The following is a 15,182-nucleotide window of genomic DNA, read 5'->3' on the forward strand; positions in this document are numbered from 1 at the left end:
CCTCGACATGCCGTGAACACCGTTCACGGCAGGGTCGCAGTTGGTTCGGCACGAGGGGCGCGGCATGCGCTATCTGGATGTAAGTTCCTGGCAGGGCCTGCTGTCCACGGTCTTGGCGCTGGCGCTGATCACGCTGGTCGGCGTGGGGATCCGTCTGCTGGTGATGCAGACCGTGCAGCAGCGGCGGCAACGCGAAAACCGGCAGATCAACGAGCGCTTGCGCACCTTGATTGCGGCGTACAAGACGCTGGGCGGTTCGTTCACCGGCGATCTGGAAGTTGATCCCACCCACCTGCGCGAGCTGCGCCAGCGGCCAGGGCGGTCCAGTGACCCCGCTGATGCCGTGGTCGAGGGTGACGAGGCATTGGCCGAAGTGTTGGCCGGGAGTTCCGACCGCTCGCGGCGTATTCGCGATGCCGTGGAGGCGGCACTCTCGGACATCCTGTTGCTGGGCACCGACGCGCAGGTGCGGCTGGCCGCGCAGGCGGCATCGGAGCTGGTGGCCGGGCGGCGGGTGCACACCGCCGAACTCGTGGTATCGCTGCGTGACTTCATCCGGCAGGTCCTGGACCTGGAGCCAGTGCCGCAAGATCTGGTGCTGCCCCGTCAAGGTCCGACCCGTCCTTCGGCGGGCGGAGGCGGCGGCCGCGGGGGGCGCGATGGCGGTGGCCGGGGCGGCGGGATGGGCGGCGGCGGTGGCGCAGGCGGCGGAGGCATGGCGGCCGGCGGCGCGGGGTTGGGTCTGGGGCTCGGGGCCGGCGGGCTGTCTGGCGATGCCCAGGGCGAGCGGGACTAGCCCGCGCGACGCGTCCGTTTTGCGGCGTACATCGCCGCGTCGGCGCGAGCAATGAGGGCCTCGACGTCAGTGTCCGCGTCATTGGCCGCCACCACGCCGATGCTGGGGCCCGCGTAATCCAACGTCACGGTGCCCAGCGCGAACTGGCCCTGCGTGCAGGCGGCGAGCCGGTGGCGGAAGGCCTCCAGCGCGTGGGGCACCCCCTCGGCAGGCACCGAGGCCACGGCCACGAACTCGTCGCCACCCATGCGGGCGACAAAGTCATCGGCCCGCAGGCCGTGGCGCAGGGCGGCGCCCATGGCCGCCAGGAACTGGTCGCCGACGTCATGGCCGTGGCGATCGTTGATGGCCTTGAAGCCGTCCAGGTCCAGGAAGGCCACCAGCACCGATTCCTGCGAGCGGTGGCCGTGGACGAGGCGACGGGTGAGGTCTTCGAGCACGGCACGGCGATTGGGCAGGGTGGTCACCGGGTCGATGAGCAGGCTGGCCGAAAGCGCAGCGTTGGCCGCCTGCAGATCGCGGACCAAGCGTTCGCGTTCCAGCTGCTGGCTGATCAGGCCCGAGAACAGCTGCAGCGCCTGGCGGGCTTCGTCGCTGATGGCGTATGGCCGCGCACTGGCCGCGCACAGCGTCCCGTACAGGTGCCCGTCCTCCATCCGCACCGGCGCACTGATGTAGCTGTGGATGCCCAACGTGCGGGCCGCCTCGGAGTCACCCCACAGCGACGGCACGTCGTCGGTGTGCATGCGGCCTTCGTCGAGCGCACGCCGACACAGCGTGTCCCCCCACGGCACCGTCAGGGACTCCGGAATCTGCATGGCCTGCGTGTTGCGCGCGAACAACACCGTCTGCCGGCCGGCCATTTCGTCGATGGAGGTGAGGTAGGTGGACTCCATCCCGGTGATGGCCTCCAGCGCTTCCAGCAGCGGGCGCACCAGCTCTTCGAGGGTGCGCGCGCGCCCGAGCGTTTCCGCCAGGTGGCCGAAAGCGGTAGGGAGTGCGGTTTGGGGGACGGCGGACATCGGGGCGGTCAGTGGGGCGGGGGGCGAATGGGCGGGGTTTCCAGGGCCTCAGTGCCGCGACGGAGGGCGGGGCCCCGACAGGACCAGCCGATTTCCGCCTTGTCGCTTCGCAGCGTACATGGCTTTGTCCGCTCTTTGCAGTAGCCCGTCCTGGTTAGCCAGGCCGTCGCCGTGCAGCGCCACCCCGATGCTGGCGCTGATCGAGAGGGCATGGCCGCCCAGGTGGAAGGGTTTGGCGAGGGAGTCGCGCAGGGCTTCGGCCACTTCCATGGCATCGTCCGCCCGCGCGGTGCCATGCAGCATGACCACGAACTCGTCGCCGCCCAGCCGCGCCACGGTGTCGGTGTGGCGGATGCAATGGCGAATGCGCTCGCTGGCTTCGCGCAGCAGCTGGTCGCCAATCTCATGGCCGTGGCGGTCGTTGACGGCCTTGAATCCGTCCAGGTCGAGGTACAGCAGCGCGAGCGGATGGCGTTCGCGTGGCGGGGCCGCCAGTGCCAGCTGCAGCTGGTCGTGGAAATGGCTGCGGTTGGGCAGGCCCGTGAGCGGGTCGTGGCTGGCAAGGAACGCCAGCCAGGTGCGGTTGCGGGTGCGCTCGATGGCGGCCGCCACCTGGGCCGAAACAAACTGCAGCAACTGCAGATCCTGGCACGTGTAACGGGTGATGGGGTCGTAACTCTGCACGACCAGGGCCCCGATCACGCCCCCGGCCGTGGACAGGGGTACGCCGAGCCAACTGGTCGCGCGATGGCCCAGGGGCGGATGCAGGTGGGCGGGCATGCCGACGCGCGTCTCGGGCGTGAGCAGCAGCGGCGCGGCGCTGCGGATCACGTGGTTGGACAGCGTGGGCGCGTCCAAGGGCAGCGTGCCCGGGGATGCGTCGAATTCGTCTTCGAAGTAGGGAAACTCGACCGTGTCATGGCCGGGTTGGCGCAATGCGATGAAGCAGTTGCGGGCCGGGAGCAGCCGGGCAACCGTGCGATGGATGCGACCGTAGAGCGACTGCAGGTCGGATTCCGCGTGGGCGGCCTCGGAGATGTCCAGCAGCGCGGACTGCACGGCGTCGGCGCGCCTCAGTTCCGTGACATCGCGGCCGAGCGCCACGCGCACGCCATCGCGTTCGGACCAGTGCGCCGACCATTGGAGGTGCAGCACGTGGCCATCCTTGTGCAGGTAGCGGTTCTGGAAATTGAACTGCGCTTCGCCGGCCATGATGTTGCTTGCGGCCCGCAGCGTGCGTTCCCGGTCGTCGGGGTGGACCAGGTCAATCATCGGGCGGCCCAGCACTTCCTCGGCGCGGAACCCGAAGATGCGTTCGAAGGCCGCGTTGACGTAGACGTACCGGCCTTGGGCATCGACCACGCACACCGCGTCGAGCAGCAGGTTCATCAGCTCGTCCAGCGGGGGCAGCTTGGGTTCCATCGGGTGGTCGCCTGAAGCGTCGCGCTTGTTGTTTACTGTAAACCTTGTGGCTGCATCCCGGCAGGCCGGCTTTCGGCAGGGCGGCGGCATTGGGAATCACTTCAAGGGGACACGCATGGCACGACCGACGGGAATGGGGCTGGTACTCGCTGCGCTGTTGATGGTGCCCCTGGCCGGGGCCAACCCGGGCGAGCCCCCCGCCCGCACGACAGAGGCCGTGGGCGGTGCCACCGGCTTCGACCCCGCGCTCGCGAAGCGGCTGGGGGCGGACGAGCGGGGGATGCGGGCCTATGTGCTGGTGATCCTCAAGACCGGGCCGACCCCGGTGAAAGATGCGGAGCGTCGCAAGGCCATGTTCGCGGGTCACTTCGCGAACATGGACCGTCTGGTGAAGGAAGGGCGCCTGGTGATGGCGGGGCCGTTCTCCAGCGATCCCTCGGGCTGGCGTGGCCTGTTCCTGCTGGCGGTCGACGACTTGGATGAAGCACGGCGCCTGACCGAAACCGACCCGGTCATCGTCAATGGCGAGATGGTGGCCGAGTACCACCGCTGGTATGGCTCGGCCGGCGCCATGATGCTGCCGGAGCTGCACGAGCGCGTGGCGCCCAAGTCGCCGTAACGGGCGAGACCGTCATGACCGATGGGGGGCGTAACGTCGGCCGCCGACCGGCATGGTGTCAGCCTGGCCCCCTTGGACGCCCGCCGTGCTGCGACGACTGCTGATTGCCCTGCTGCTCTGCGTGCCGCTGGCCGCGCCGGCCGCCGCTCCCGCGCGTGCGCCCAGCGCCGGCGCCTCGGTGCGGGTGTTCACGCCGCCCTTGCGGTGGGCGACGCTGGCCTATCCGCGGCGATTGCGGATCTACCTGCCGCCGGATTACGCGACGGGCCTGCGCCGGTATCCGGTGCTGTACATGTTCGATGCCCAGAACCTGTTCGATGACGCCACCAGTTACGCCGGCGAGTGGGGCGTGGATGAAAGCCTGGACCGGCTGTCCCGGGAGCAGGGATTTTCCGCCATCGTGGTGGGTATCGACCACGGCAACGAGGCGCGCTTCCAGGAATTGATTCCGTATTGGAACGTGCGCTTCCTGCCCAACCTGGGGAGCGGGTTCGTCGAAGACCTGGTCCAGACGGTCAAGCCCTTCGTCGACGCCAACTACCGGACACGGCCGGGGCGGCTGGACACCGCCATCATCGGCAGTTCGCTGGGTGGCTTGTCGGCCGACTATGCCATCCACCGCTATCCGGACGTGTTTTCCCGAGCGGGCGTGTTTTCCCCCTCCTACTGGGTATCGGAGGAGCCGTTCAACGTGGCGGCGACGAGGCCATTGCCCCCGGATACACGCGTCTACCTGTTCATGGGCGGCCGGGAAGGCGAGCAGGCGGTGCCGCTGGTGCAGCGCATGGATCAGCTCCTGCGCGACCAGGGGGGCTTGGCCGACAACGTGACCTTGCGCGTGGCCCCGGAAGCCGAACACAACGAGGCAGCCTGGCGCGAGGCCTTTCCGGGGGCCGTCCGCTGGCTGTTCGGCCTGCCGGCGGCTACCGACCCCTGAGGCGACAGCCCCCGAAACGCCAACTGCGGCAAAGTCTTCGTGCCTGCACCCAACCACCGGCACTGTACCCCGGACCAAGAGACGGGCTAAAACGGCGAACGGCCCTGTGAAGGGCCAAGCGCCAGCCCGCCGGCAAGTGGGCGGCGCGTCCCGTCCACCCGGAGGTATCCCTTGAAGAAGACCCTGCTTTGCGCCGCCACCACCCTGGCGCTGGCCCTGTCGGCCCCACTGGCCGCCCATGAGACCGACGGCTGCATGGACGCCGCCTGCGAACAGGAACTGCTGTTCGCGACCGACAATGCTGCCGGGGGCGGCATCGCCACGCCGGCAGCCGACGCCACCCGCTATGGCAGCTGGGGCATCGACACCGCAGGCATGGACCGCAGCGCGAAGCCGGGCGCCGATTTCTTCGGCTTCGTCAATGGCGCTTGGGCCAAGAACACCCAGATCCCGTCGGACCGCTCGAGCTACGGCTCGTTCATGGTGCTGCGCGACCTGTCCGAGGCGCGCGTGCGCTCGCTGGTCGAAGGCTATGCGCTGGGCGACCCGGCCAAGGACGGTGACGCGGCCAAGATCGCCGCGTTGTACCGCGGCTTCATGGATGAGGCGGCCATCGAGGCGCTGGGCGCCAAGCCGCTGAAGCCGCACCTGGCGGCCATCGCCAAGGTGAAGGACAAGGCCGCCATGGCCGAGTTGATGGGCCGCGCCAGCGCCAGCCTGGGCGGCAGCTTCTTCGGCGCCTTCGTCTCCGACGATGCGCGCAACCCCGACCGGTACGCGTTGTACCTGGGCCAGTCGGGCCTGGGCCTGGGCGACCGCGAGATGTACCTGGACGCCAAGTTCGCGCCGCAGCGCGAGCGTTACCAGGCCTATGTCGAGCAGATGCTGACCATGGCCGGCTGGCCGAAGGCCAAGGACAACGCCGCGAAGATCGTGGCGATGGAAACCCGCATCGCGCAGGCCCACTGGACTCGCGCCGAGAGCCGCAACCGCGACAAGACCTACAACCCGGCCACGCTGGCCGAGATGGACGCCAAGGCGCCGGGCTTCCCGTGGGCGACCTTCTTCAAGGCGGCCGGCGTGGACAGCGCCGAGCGCGCCGTGCTGCGCCAGGACACTGCCTTCCCGAAGATCGCGCAGGTGTTTGCCGAGACTGACCTGGACACCCTGAAGGCATGGCAGGCATTCCGCACCACGGATGAAGCCGCGCCGCTGCTGTCCAAGGCCTTCGTGGACGCGGAGTTCGAGTTCCGCAGCAAGTTCCTGTCCGGCCAGCCGGAACAGCGCCCGCGCTGGAAGCGCGGCGTGGCCTTCGCCGAGGGCGCGATGGGCGAGGCCATCGGTCGCGACTACGTGCAGCTGTACTTCCCGGCCGAGTCCAAGGCCAAGATGGACGCGCTGGTGACCAACGTGAAGGCCGCCATGCGCGCGCGCCTGGAAAAGCTGGAGTGGATGGGCCCGGCCACCAAGACCGAGGCCATGGCCAAGCTGGAAAACTTCGGTCTGAAGATCGGCCACCCCGAGAAGTGGCGTGACTACAGCAGCCTGGCCATCGCCAATGGCGACGTGTTCGGCAATGCACAGCGCTCGCGCCAGTTCGAGTGGGACTACCGCCGCGCGCGCATCGGCCAGCCGGTGGACAAGGCCGAGTGGGGCATGACCCCGCAGACGGTCAACGCCTACTACTCGTCGGTGAAGAACGAGATCGTGTTCCCGGCCGCCATCCTGCAGCCGCCGTTCTTCGACCCGAAGGCCGACCCGGCGGTGAACTACGGTGGCATCGGTGGCGTGATCGGCCACGAAATCATCCACGGCTTCGACGACCAGGGCCGCAAGTCCGATGGCAAGGGCGTGCTGCGCGACTGGTGGACCGCCGAGGACGCCGCGCGCTTCGAAGCGCAGGCCACCAAGCTGGGCGCGCAGTACGAGGCCTATCCGTTCCCGCAGTTGCCAGGCATGCACATCAACGGCCGCGTCTCGATGGGCGAAAACATCGGTGACCTGGGTGGCCTGACCATCGCGCTGGAAGCCTACCGCCGCTCGCTGGGTGGCCAGCCGGCCCCGGTGATCGATGGCTTCACGGGCGAGCAGCGCATCTTCATGGGCTGGTCGCAGGTGTGGCGCACCTTGTGGCGCGACGATGCGCTGCGTCAGCAGCTGGTCAACGGCACGCACTCGCCGGGTCACATCCGTGCGTTTGCGCCGCTGCGCAACATTGACGCGTGGTACGAGGCGTTTGGCATCACGCAGGCCGACCCGCTGTGGGTGGCCCCGAAGGACCGCGTGCGCATCTGGTGATGCGCGGGCGGTGACCGGCGAGGGGCCGCGAAAGCGGCCCCTTTGCTTTGGTGAGGTGGGTGACGCCGCAAAGTGGGCAGCCCAGCGAAGCGGCTGGACGCGCCGTTGACGCGGGCTTGGCTACGGTGGAGTCCGTTCGAGGCTGTGGTGGAGCCACCTTGGAAACCCCTTGGGATTGCATGGTCGTCGGTGCCGGCCCCGCCGGTCTGTCGGCCGCGCTGTACCTGGCCCGCTACCGGCGGCGCGTACTGGTGCTGCACGATGGCAAGGCCCGTGCCGCCCGCATTCCGTTGACGCACAACGTTCCTGGCTTTCCCGATGGCATTGCAGGCCCGGCCTTGCTTGAGCGCATGGCCGAGCACGCGGCCCGCTATGGCGCGGTGCTACGGCAGGCCGAAGTCGTGCGCGTGGAGCGGACCGACGGGCACTTCGTGCTGCATACGGCCGATGGCGACATGGTCGCAGGCGCCGCCCTCATCCTGGCAACCGGCCTGTGCCTCAACCAGATCCCGCTGCCCGACGCGGTGCATGAGGCCGCCATCCGCGCCAACGTGCTGCGATATTGCCCCGTGTGCGATGGATACGAGCACATCGACCGGCGCATCGCGGTGATCGGTTGCGATGCCAACGGCGCGGACGAGGCGCTGTTCCTTCGCCAGTACACCCCACATCTGACCCTGTTGCCCCGGGCCAAGGCCGAGTTGTCCGCGGCACGTCGCGCCGAGCTCGCCGCGGCGGGCATCCAGGTGGAGGACCGACCCGTGGCGCGCTACGCCCCGCACGCCGAGGGTTTCGACATTCACCTGGAAGGCGAAGCCACACCGATCGCGTTCGACGTGGTGTATCCGGCGCTCGGCGTCCGACAACGGACCGAACTCGCCGCGCAGTTGGGCGTGGCACTGGGCGAGGCCGGATGCGTGGCCGCGACCTCACCGTTGGGCACGGACGTGCCCGGCCTGTACTGCGCCGGCGATATCGTCGAAGGCCTGGACCAGATCAGCGTGGCCATGGGGCACGGCGCCGTCGCGGCGACCCGGGCGCACAATTGGCTGCGGGATCAGCCCGCGCGGGCCATGCACTGCCGATAGCGCTTTTCCACGCGCTGGGCGAACCATTCCGTGGTCAGGCGGCGGGTGATCTTGGGGCTGTGCAGGCGGATGCGCGGCATCATCGCGCGCGGAAGCGGCTTGCCGGTCTGGCGTTCGGCCATGGCGAAAACGCCCTTGTACAACTCCGTGTCCTCAAAGCGCAGGGCATGCCCCAGCTTCAGCGCGCGCCGGATCGCGGCATCGTCCAGGCCCAGCACGGGCGTCAGCGTGCGCGCCGCCAGTTCCGTTTGACCTGCTTCGTCGCGGCCCTGGCCGTGCGCGATCACGTCGCCATCCAGATCGAGCGGAATGCCACTGGCGATGCTGAGCGCGTTCTGGAACGCCGCGTTTCGGCTCGCGTAGAGCCCGGCGTTGAAGTCGGCGAATCGGTATCGCAGGTGCGGGTAGGAAGTCTCGTACGCCAGCAAGTGGGCAATGCCGAAGTACACGCCACCGCGGCGGCTGAACACCTCATCCCGGATCGAGCCCGTCATGGTGTAGGGGTAGGGCCGGGCATCGGCAAATGCTTCGGCAAACGCAATGCTCACCTGCATCGCGCCGCCGGTGCGCACCGGGTTGGCACGACCTAGCAGGCGGTTGCCGAGCGGCACCTTCGCGATCAGGCCCTCGTACAGCTGGCTGAGGTCCTGTTCGGTCCGGACCGCGGCCAAGTGCTCCGAGTAGGGACGACCGTCGGGCGCATCCATGGCCAGCGCCGCGGCCACGACGAAGCGCGGTACGCCCACGCTGGCAGCGCGGTCTTCGATCTCCTTGCGCGCGATGCGGGCGAGCCCAGGCACCGCGGGGTCGGCGTTGTAGCCGGTCTCCTGCTCGATCACCGCGAGCGCCGCGCACAGGTTGGGTGGCACCGGCCGGATGCCCAGTGAGGTGAAAGCCACCTGGATGTCCTGCGCCCAGCCGGCGCGGTCACGCAGGGTCACTGGCAGCAACCGGTTCACCTGCGCGCGGATCTCGGCGGGTGTGGCTTGCGGCTCGGGTTTGGAGCAGGAGGCCAGCCCGAACAGGCTGGCCAACAGGAGGAGGGGTGCGAAACGACGGACATGCATGCGCGCAACGTACCGGTCCGGGCAAAGGAATGCATCGAAGCGGCGTCCCGCTCACCTGCGACCGGCCTGGACTTGCCGATGCCGATGCCGATGCCGATGCCCAAGGGCTTCCACGGGCGGCTACATCACCGCCAGCGCCTGATTGGTGAAATGCCCCGGGAACTCCTCCGCGATCTGCACCTTGCGCTCGATCGACTCCAGGATGGTGGTCGCGAAATTCACCCCGGCCATGTCGCTGCACGACTGCAGGTTGCCCGGACTGAACACGTTCACCTCGAGGATGGTGTCGCCGATGATGTCGATGCCCACCAGGAACATGCCGTCGGCCAGCAGCTTGGGCCGGATCAGTTCCGCCACGCGCAGTTCGCGCTCGGTGATCTTCACCGGCACGGCCTTGCCCCCGGCGTGGATGTTGCTGCGGATGTCGTCCTTGGAGCTGACGCGGCGCATGGCGGCGTACTTGCCGTCCACGCACAGCGGTCGGCCGTTCATGAGGAAGAAGCGGATGTCGCCCTTTTCAGCTTCCTTCACGTACGACTGGGCGATGACGTAGCCGTCGCGGCTGATGGCATCGATCATCTGGTTGAGGTTGGCCGCCGTCTTGGCGTTCACCAGGAAGACGCCCTGTCCGCCCGAGCCCTGCAGCGGCTTCAGGACAACCTTGCCGCCGTGTTTCTTCGCGAACTTCTTGATGTCGTCTGGCATGCGGGTGATGAGCGTTTCGGCGCGCACCTCACGCGGGAACGACTGGAAGTACAGCTTGTTCATCGCATGCGATAGCGAGTCCGGGTCGTTCAGTACCAGCACGCCGCGCTCGATGGCGCGCCGCCCGAACTGGATGCCGGCGTCCTGGGCCCACGGCCGTTCGCTGGCATCGCGCGAGGGGTCGTTGCGCAGCATCAGGACGTCGATGTCGTCGATGTCGATCAGGCGGGTCCTCTTCGAGGCGGCCTGCATGTCCTTGAAGAATTTCTCGAGCGTCCGCGTCTTTGTCTTTGCGGCGGGCACAAAGCGGGCGTGAACCCGAAGCGCGTCATCCGGACTCAGCACGAAATCGCCGGGCGTGATGTAGCAGACGTCGTGGCCACGCCGCGAGGCCTCGTAGGCCAGCACCGTGGTGGTAAAGCGGGGATATTCGTCCTTGATGGTGTTGACGAAAAAGGCAACAAGCATGGCGGTCAGCCTCTCAGCAGGTCGATGAAGGGGATGCCCTCGGCAATCCTGGCGATGCGCGCCTGGCTGTCGGGGCGGGAAAGGAACTGGGGCACCACCAGGGGTGCGCGGAGGATGCCGCGCGCGCGCAGGTCGTCGACGATTGGGACGTGCCGAGGCGCGATCTTTCCGCACCAGAAGGGCGTCAGGTCCTGGGCCTTGCTCACCAGGTCGAACACCTCGGACATGCCGCGCAGGTAGATCGCATCCTTGGTCAGGCCGCCCGAGCGGTGCACCCGCGTGGCGATGGAAAAGGCGGTCTGCGGCTGGAAGCCATGGCGATCGCGCAGCAGGCGCCACGTGTCGATGAACTCGGCGCCCTCCAGCATGGCGTGCACCGCCACGACGCGCGCGGCCAGCAGGCGCATGCGTGCGCGCGTCAGCCCGCCCGCGGCGTACTCGGCGAACACGCCCAGCCCCTCCTGGATGCCCTCATAGGCCGCAAGGCCATTGCCGAACACCTGCAAGCCCTGCTGCCGTCCGTTGACACAGGTCAGCACGTGAACGCTGACCTCATGTTGCAGCAGCGCATCAAGGCGCGTGGCGGGCATGCGCGTGGCGCTTGAAATGAGCAGCGTGGTGCCGGAGACCATCAAGCCCGGCCCAAGGTCGTCGCGGACCTCGACCTGCGCACCGAATGCCGGTGCCGTTTGCTGGTATGCGCGCACCAGCGCCTCCGCGGCCTCCTTGATGCGCGGCGGGCCAATCATGGTCGGGTTGGTGGCGCGGTCTTCGGTGACGCCTTCCAGCACCGCTTCGGCCAGCTGCAGCAATGCCTTGTCTACTCCGCCGTAGAGCATGAGCGACGCGTGCCGGAACTCGGCGGTGTTGCGCGCGCGCAGTAATGTCAGTTGCAGGTCAAGCTCGTGCTGCTTCTCGCGGAAGACGGACTCCAGTACCGGGTCCTCGACCGCCCGCAGGTCGATCGAATACACGGCACGCTTGGCTTCGTCGACGTCTACCGAAAGCGGGCGATATCGGAACACGGGTGGCGTCCGTCCCTTGTCCGCCATGAAACCCGCGAATGCATCGCTGCTGTTGATCGGCGAAACCCCCAGCAGGAAGTCGAACGAGCGGCTGATGGCGTCGAGCGCCTCGTCCGCGGCCAAGGCGGCATCGTCGAAGGAACTTCGACCGAGTGAACGCGGGTGGGGCGCCGGTGCGCCCGTGGCTGCGATGAACGCGGCGAACGCTTTGAGCAGGGCATCGAACACCGCCGATTCCAGCATCTGGAACAGTTGCGGGTACTTCCGTTGACTGTGCGGCACCCGATAGACCTGCGGCACGCCCAGCGACAGGTGCGCCGTACCCGAATGACGCTCGAGCACCGCTGCCACCCCGGGTTCGACAACGGGGGATTCGACCGACTCGATCTTCGCCAACCGATCGTCCAAGCATAGGGTCGCCAGCGATTCCGCTAGCGCGAGGGATGCCGCGTGGCCGGCTTCACCGGGTGAGGTACCCACCAGGAACCGGAATCGCTCCAGCCGCGGGCTGTCTTCCTCGATGCGCTCATCCGCCGGCAGGTCGTACAGCGACACCAGCAGGGAGGCGGGAAAGGCAGCTTCGGACCATGTCAGCAACGCGTCCAGCCTGCCCATGGCGTCGGCATCGTTCGCCGGATCCCCGTTCCAGATCAGGCCCGCGGGGCTGATCGAGGCCAGCCGCAGCGCCAGCCCGCCTGCATCGGCGACTTTCCGATGAAGCACCGCGAAGGGTAGTGGACGGTCCAGGTGCAACCGGACGCCCGTGGTTTCCAGGCGGTAGGCTTCCGCACCGGGGAACTGTGGCGCGAAAGCCGGCGTCTGGCGGCGGACGGGGACGTCATGCATGGCCCAGCAACAGCCTGCGGCTGGTATCGGCCACGTGGGTGATCAGGTGCCGCATTGCGGCCACCGCTTCGCGGTCCGGCTGGCCCGTCCATTCGTCCATGAAGAACTTCTTGAATTCGACGGCGATGGCGCAGCCAACGCCCGGATAGTGCTGGTGCACGAAGCGCGTTAACGCACCCTTGCCCTGGAAGGCCACGTTCTCGCGCACATCCAGTCGCCGCCCCAGGAAGTCGAACTCCCGCATGGCTTCCATCACGGGGTCAAGCAGCCACGTCCAGTCCTCACGCGGCATGGAGAACGTGCCGATGTTGATGTCCGGTGCCTGCGCCGCTGGGGTGGGCGGCTCGGCCGGGCCGCCGCGTCGGTGGTTGTAGCTGTGCACGTCCAGCAGTACGAACGGTCCGCGGGAAGCCAGCTCATCCAGCATCTGGCGCATCATGGCGTAGAACGCGCGATGGTAACGAAGCGAGTCCTCGATCAGCGCCGACGTCGGTGGTTGTCGCCACACGTCCATGCCCCAGGACTGTTCCGGTGTGGCATAAACGGCTTCATCTTCGCCACGATTGAGGTCGCACTCAAAGCGCGACAGATTGGCAATGACGTGCGTGGGTACATCCCGCACCGCTTCGCCGGTGTACGGGTCTTCCTCGCGCAACCTGTCGGCATCATCCAGCGCCATGGCGGCACGTACCGCATCGCGCAGGCCGTGTCCGTCATGGATGGCCGTGGCGACAACACAGTCATCACTGCGTCGCACGTGCCACCACGGGACATGGTTGGAGGAAATGTCGGCCGTCATCACTATCATGAGCAGGGGAATCCACTGCCACGCTAGTGGGCGCCGCGTGCACGCCAGGTCTACGGAACAGTGTCATTCAGCCGTGATTGGGCCCCGCATTCACCGCGTCTTCGCATCGCTACCCGAACATGGAGTCGTCGTAAGGCCATTCATTTCCCATGCGCAGTTCCCCCGACCACTCGAACGACCCAGAGCCAAACTCGATCAAGGTCCGCGTCTTCCTGTTTGACAGCGAAGGCACGGACCGGGAAGTGACGTTGTCGGAGGTGCGCGTCGATACGTTGACCGAGCGCCAACTGCTGTGGGTCGACGTGGATGCGGCCGATGATTGCGACGCGGATGGCGTGGTCCGGCAGGTGGTCGACCAACTGCAGCTCGGCCCCGAAGCGGGCGACGTCCTGTGCGCATTGGACGGCCGCGCCGATTTGACCAGTTTCGGCGACTGGTTCCTGGCGCAGGCAGTGGCGGTGGAACACGAGGGTGGCCTGCGCTTCAAGGGACGTGGCTTGGCCATCGCATGTGGCGACAATCGCGTGGTCAGCCTGCATCGCGGTCCGCTGCGATTCCTGGAGGAGCTTCGCGGCCGCGAGCGGGCGGATACCCGTCTGGGCACGCTGAGCGCGGAGAGCTTCACCGCATCCTTGCTGGGTTGGCTGGTGGACAGCTACCTGCATGCGGTGACCGACTTCGAGGCCGCGGTGGATCGCCTCGAGGTCTCGGTGCTTTCGGCCCGGGCGCCGCGCGAATGCCTAGGTGACCTTGCCGCGCTGCGGCGGGGCGCCTCGCGGTTGCGGCGGATGCTGGCGCCGCATCGCCATGTCTTCGGCGCCATGGCGCGCCCGGACTTCCGCCCCGACGAAGGGGGGTTGGCGGACAAGCACTTCCGTGCGCTGGAGCAACGCTTCGAGCGGGCCATGGATGCCGTCGAGAATGCCCGCGACCTGGTCGTAGGAAGCTTCGAACTGTTCGCCACCCGGAGCGCGGAGCGCACCAACGACACCATGCGCACGCTGACGTTCGTGACGGTGCTGCTCGGCACCTTGTCGGTGGTGGCCGGCACGCTGGGCATGAACTTTGCTGCTCCGTTCTTTGACACGGGCGGGCGGGGATTCTGGCTGGCGTTTGCCGGGATGCTCGTGCTGGCGGCCGTGGCGCTGGTGGTCGCCCGGTGGCGGCGCTGGATCTGACGGACGCCAGTCGCTGAACGCCCGGTGTTGGCCGTCTGCGGCCACGCATGCCGTCGCGTCCGGTTTGACCCGCGTCAGGGCGCGCGAACGGCCACAGTCGCATGCTGCCAATGTGGCATGGCGAATGACAGGAGGATGCGATGGAGTTTCACGTGCATTTGGAGGGCGCCAGGCCTGACCTGCGCGCCATCGAGGCCGCCGTGCTCGGCACTGACCCGGCCGCACTCGTTGACCTGGATGCCACGGGCGAAACCTTGCGCGTGGCAGGCGCTTTCACAGGCGTGGAAGTGCTGATGCTGCTGCGTCAGGCCGGCTGTCCGGTCTCGCCACCCCAGGTGGAGCAGTTGCCTTCGATCTGCTGCGGCGGTTGCAGCGGCTAAAAGGACTACAGGGGGCGCACCCGCGCGTCCGGGCGGATGGACGCCTGGGTGGATTGCGCTGCAGACCCTTCAAAATCGGCCCGATCGCTAGTCGCTAAATGCCGACCGCCGACCGCCGACCGCCGACCGCTTTGCTTCAGTGCGCGGATGGTGATGCGTGCATGGCCGCGTTGAGCTGGTCGATCACCACGATCCAGTCGGCATCATCTACACGCTCCTCGCGCAGCAGTTGCGCTTGGGCGGGCGTCCAGATGGGGGCTTCTTCCAGCCGTACGCCATCCGGCAACGGGGCATGGGTGGCGAGGAACTGGCGGATGTCCGCATCGCTGTTGGGCAGCCCCAACTGTGCGAACAGCTCGGAAAAGGGGTGGACGGGATGTTCCATTGGGGGCTCCGTGCCGCGTTGGCGGGGTCAACGGATCCCAGCATACCGCCGAACGGATCAAGGCCGCATCAGCATCCTGCGCGATGCGGCCTTGCCGGGGAAAAGGTGCCGCATCCTTGCGGCTAGGTCGTCCTTCTT

At 67.8% G+C, this 15,182-nt stretch carries 14 protein-coding genes; 7 read left to right on the forward strand and 7 right to left on the reverse strand.

The window, feature by feature from the left end; all coding sequences use genetic code 11:
* Nucleotides 1-64: 64 nt before the first annotated feature.
* On the forward strand, nt 65-796 hold the full coding sequence (locus tag ACYVBS_RS08580) for a hypothetical protein (RefSeq protein WP_460823087.1): 732 nt from the start codon (nt 65-67) through the stop codon (nt 794-796).
* On the opposite strand, the gene ACYVBS_RS08585 is transcribed toward ACYVBS_RS08580, so the two are convergent.
* Together ACYVBS_RS08585 and ACYVBS_RS08590 are read right to left on the reverse strand one after the other, a co-directional pair.
* Nucleotides 793-1,818, reverse strand: coding sequence for a GGDEF domain-containing protein (locus ACYVBS_RS08585; RefSeq protein WP_460823088.1), 1,026 nt, complete (start codon nt 1,816-1,818; stop codon nt 793-795). The genes ACYVBS_RS08580 and ACYVBS_RS08585 overlap by 4 nt on opposite strands.
* Nucleotides 1,819-1,866: 48 nt before the next feature.
* Entirely contained in the window at nt 1,867-3,240 is a 1,374-nt protein-coding gene (locus ACYVBS_RS08590; protein ID WP_460823089.1) for a sensor domain-containing protein, read from the reverse strand.
* A gap of 115 nt (nt 3,241-3,355) precedes the next feature.
* On the opposite strand from ACYVBS_RS08590, the gene ACYVBS_RS08595 reads away from it, so the two are divergent.
* From ACYVBS_RS08595 to ACYVBS_RS08610, 4 genes are all read left to right on the forward strand, one after another.
* Nucleotides 3,356-3,859, forward strand: a complete 504-nt coding sequence (locus ACYVBS_RS08595; RefSeq protein WP_460823090.1) for a YciI family protein — start codon at nt 3,356-3,358, stop codon at nt 3,857-3,859.
* 85 nt (nt 3,860-3,944) lie between these two features.
* Complete coding sequence (locus ACYVBS_RS08600) at nt 3,945-4,796, forward strand: alpha/beta hydrolase (protein ID WP_460823091.1); 852 nt, start codon at nt 3,945-3,947, stop codon at nt 4,794-4,796.
* Nucleotides 4,797-4,967: 171 nt separating this feature from the next.
* Nucleotides 4,968-7,094: a M13 family metallopeptidase gene (locus ACYVBS_RS08605; protein ID WP_460823092.1), complete on the forward strand. Its 2,127-nt coding sequence runs from the start codon at nt 4,968-4,970 to the stop codon at nt 7,092-7,094.
* 179 nt (nt 7,095-7,273) lie between these two features.
* Nucleotides 7,274-8,182 carry an NAD(P)/FAD-dependent oxidoreductase gene (locus ACYVBS_RS08610; protein WP_460823093.1) on the forward strand — a complete coding sequence of 303 codons (909 nt, stop codon included), beginning with the start codon at nt 7,274-7,276 and terminating at the stop codon, nt 8,180-8,182.
* On the opposite strand, the gene ACYVBS_RS08615 is transcribed toward ACYVBS_RS08610, so the two are convergent.
* The 4 genes from ACYVBS_RS08615 to ACYVBS_RS08630 all read right to left on the reverse strand — a co-directional run bounded on the left by ACYVBS_RS08615 (nt 8,152) and on the right by ACYVBS_RS08630 (nt 13,101).
* On the reverse strand, nt 8,152-9,249 hold the full coding sequence (locus tag ACYVBS_RS08615) for a DUF1615 domain-containing protein (RefSeq protein WP_460823095.1): 1,098 nt from the start codon (nt 9,247-9,249) through the stop codon (nt 8,152-8,154). The two genes, ACYVBS_RS08610 and ACYVBS_RS08615, sit on opposite strands and share 31 nt — an antisense overlap.
* A 120-nt stretch (nt 9,250-9,369) precedes the next feature.
* Nucleotides 9,370-10,422 (reverse strand): glutathione synthetase, encoded by a 1,053-nt coding sequence (locus tag ACYVBS_RS08620; protein WP_460823097.1) that lies wholly within the window; start codon nt 10,420-10,422, stop codon nt 9,370-9,372.
* Nucleotides 10,423-10,427: 5 nt separating this feature from the next.
* Nucleotides 10,428-12,293 (reverse strand): flavohemoglobin expression-modulating QEGLA motif protein, encoded by a 1,866-nt coding sequence (locus tag ACYVBS_RS08625; protein ID WP_460823098.1) that lies wholly within the window; start codon nt 12,291-12,293, stop codon nt 10,428-10,430.
* A complete protein-coding gene (locus tag ACYVBS_RS08630; protein ID WP_460823099.1) occupies nt 12,286-13,101 on the reverse strand; it encodes an N-formylglutamate amidohydrolase in 816 nt (271 codons plus the stop codon). The genes ACYVBS_RS08625 and ACYVBS_RS08630 overlap by 8 nt, the downstream gene beginning before the upstream one ends.
* Nucleotides 13,102-13,250: 149 nt before the next feature.
* On the opposite strand from ACYVBS_RS08630, the gene ACYVBS_RS08635 reads away from it, so the two are divergent.
* Together ACYVBS_RS08635 and ACYVBS_RS08640 are read left to right on the forward strand one after the other, a co-directional pair.
* Nucleotides 13,251-14,279, forward strand: a complete 1,029-nt coding sequence (locus ACYVBS_RS08635; RefSeq protein ID WP_460823101.1) for a magnesium transporter CorA family protein — start codon at nt 13,251-13,253, stop codon at nt 14,277-14,279.
* Nucleotides 14,280-14,431: 152 nt separating this feature from the next.
* Nucleotides 14,432-14,659: a hypothetical protein gene (locus tag ACYVBS_RS08640; protein ID WP_460823102.1), complete on the forward strand. Its 228-nt coding sequence runs from the start codon at nt 14,432-14,434 to the stop codon at nt 14,657-14,659.
* A gap of 136 nt (nt 14,660-14,795) precedes the next feature.
* Here the strand turns inward: ACYVBS_RS08640 and ACYVBS_RS08645 are convergent, their stop codons facing one another.
* Complete coding sequence (locus ACYVBS_RS08645) at nt 14,796-15,044, reverse strand: DUF2789 domain-containing protein (RefSeq protein ID WP_460823103.1); 249 nt, start codon at nt 15,042-15,044, stop codon at nt 14,796-14,798.
* Nucleotides 15,045-15,182: the final 138 nt, after the last annotated feature.

The sequence above is a fragment of the Lysobacter olei genome (assembly GCF_054777355.1).